This window comes from Mesorhizobium sp. B2-4-7 (assembly GCF_006442685.1).
GTDB lineage: Bacteria > Pseudomonadota > Alphaproteobacteria > Rhizobiales > Rhizobiaceae > Mesorhizobium.
The window spans coordinates 140,001-142,500 of record NZ_VFVH01000003.1 but is presented as its reverse complement, the minus strand read 5'-3'; the positions used below and the strand labels follow the sequence as shown (position 1 = coordinate 142,500).

Below are 2,500 nucleotides of genomic sequence, written 5' to 3'. Positions count from 1 at the left end.
TGGGAAGCCCAATTTCTCCGCCGCGCGAGCTGAGAGCTCGTCTTGGCCCCGAGGCATGGAACGACCGAGGCTTGGCCCTGAACGCTTTGGCTTGGCTTGGCTTGGTTTTGCGGGCTTTGTTTTTGACCTTGGGCGTCGGCTTTGGGTGTTTGCTGGGCTGTGATGAGGGTTCTCAAATCAGCGGGGGGCCATCAGCCGGATACAAGAACAGCCCGGGGTGAGCCGGGCTGTTTTGATTTGGTTGCGGGGACAGGATTTGAACCTGTGACCTTCAGGTTATGAGCCTGACGAGCTACCGGGCTGCTCCACCCCGCGCCACCTATGAGCAAGCGTGAGCTTGCTTCGACCTCTGGAAGCAGGTGTTTTCTGCTTCGATCTCTGGAAGCAGGTGTCTCTGCTTCGATGTTTGGAAGCGGGCGATTGCCTGCTTCGCGCCGCCAAATTGAAAGGGCCGCTTACGCGGCCCGTTGTCCCGTTGGCGGGCCTGTTCGTGAAGAGAAGATTTCACATCCATCCGATTGGATGTGAGTTTAACGTGCGTTTGGCAGACCTGGCAGCGACCTACTCTCCCGCGTCTTGAGACGAAGTACCATCAGCGCTGGAGCGTTTCACGGCCGAGTTCGGAATGGGATCGGGTGCAGCCGCTCCGCCATAACCACCAGGTCGGCAAAACGCACGTTATTCGAGAAGCTGGGTTAGGGATTGGGCAGAAGGCAATAGTGAATAGGGGATGCCTATTCACTATTGGCTCGTTGCTCTTCACCTGTCTTTTTGTGCCTGAGCGACATCCACAGTTTGCTTTCGGGCAAAGCCCGCAAGCGCGACTGCGCGTCGCCGGTCGTCCGGCGCCCTCGCGGAGCATAGGCCCGTAAGGGCCGCTCATGCGTGAGCGCTGGCCAGACCATCGTGTTTCACGATGGGCATAAGGAATGAGAACGATCAAGCCGATCGAACTATTAGTACCGGTAAGCTTCAAGCGTTGCCGCTCTTCCACACCCGGCCTATCAACGTGGTCGTCTTCCACGGTTCTCAGGGAATACTCGTTTTAAGGTGGGTTTCCCGCTTAGATGCCTTCAGCGGTTATCCCGTCCGGATATAGCTACCCTGCTATGCGGCTGGCGCCACAACAGGTCCACCAGAGATCCGTCCATCCCGGTCCTCTCGTACTAGGGACAGATCCTTTCAATATTCCTACACCCACGGCAGATAGGGACCGAACTGTCTCACGACGTTCTGAACCCAACTCACGTACCGCTTTAAATGGCGAACAGCCATACCCTTGGGACCTGCTCCAGCCCCAGGATGCGATGAGTCGACATCGAGGTGCCAAACAACCCCGTCGATATGGACTCTTGGGGGTCATCAGCCTGTTATCCCCGGCGTACCTTTTATCCGTTGAGCGATGGCCCTTCCACGCGGGACCACCGGATCACTATGACCGACTTTCGTCTCTGCTCGACTTGTCAGTCTCGCAGTCAGGCAGGCTTATGCCATTGCACTCAGCGAACGATTTCCGACCGTTCTGAGCCCACCATCGCGCGCCTCCGTTACTCTTTAGGAGGCGACCGCCCCAGTCAAACTACCCACCATACATTGTCCCGGACCCGGATAACGGGCCGCGGTTAGACATCCATAGTGATAAGGGTGGTATTTCAAGGGTGGCTCCACCTGAGCTGGCGCCCAGGCTTCAAAGCCTACCACCTATCCTACACATGCCACTACGAATGCCAATGTAAAGCTATAGTAAAGGTGCACGGGGTCTTTCCGTCTAACCGCAGGAACCCCGCATCTTCACGGGGAATTCAATTTCACTGAGTCTATGCTGGAGACAGCGGGGAAGTCGTTACGCCATTCGTGCAGGTCGGAACTTACCCGACAAGGAATTTCGCTACCTTAGGACCGTTATAGTTACGGCCGCCGTTTACTGGGGCTTCGATTCAGAGCTTGCACCCCTCCTCTTAACCTTCCAGCACCGGGCAGGCGTCAGACCCTATACGTCGCCTTGCGGCTTCGCAGAGCCCTGTGTTTTTGATAAACAGTCGCTACCCCCTGGTCTGTGCCACCCTCCTCTGCTTGCGCAGAAAAGGGTCACGCTTCTTCCGAAGTTACGCGTGCAATTTGCCGAGTTCCTTCAGCATAGTTCTCTCAAGCGCCTTGGTATACTCTACCAGACCACCAGTGTCGGTTTCGGGTACGGTCTATAAGGAGGAGCTATTTCCTGGAACCACTCCGCTGCCCGTTCAATCCGATAAGATTGGACAACTTGTGTGATCCGTCACTACCTCCAGGCCCACGAATATTAACGTGGTTCCCATCGACTACGCGTTTCCGCCTCGTCTTAGGGGCCGGCTAACCCTGCTCAGATTAGCTTTAAGCAGGAACCCTTGGTCTTTCGGCGGGGGAGTCTCTCACTCCCCTTACGTTACTCATGTCAGCATTCGCACTTCTGATACCTCCACCACCCCTCACGGGTATGGCTTCATCAGCTTACAGAACGCTC

1 tRNA gene and 2 rRNA genes (1 of these 3 running past the window's edge) are annotated in these 2,500 nt (G+C 56.2%); all 3 read right to left on the bottom strand.

Annotated features, from left to right (window positions below):
* Nucleotides 1–238: 238 nt before the first annotated feature.
* Nucleotides 239–315: transfer RNA gene (locus FJ946_RS10755), tRNA-Met, on the bottom strand.
* A 233-nt stretch (nucleotides 316–548) separates the two neighbouring features.
* Nucleotides 549–663, bottom strand: a 5S ribosomal RNA gene (rrf, locus tag FJ946_RS10750).
* 272 nt (nucleotides 664–935) lie between these two features.
* Nucleotides 936–2,500 (bottom strand): 23S ribosomal RNA (locus FJ946_RS10745) (it continues 1,246 nt past the right edge of the window).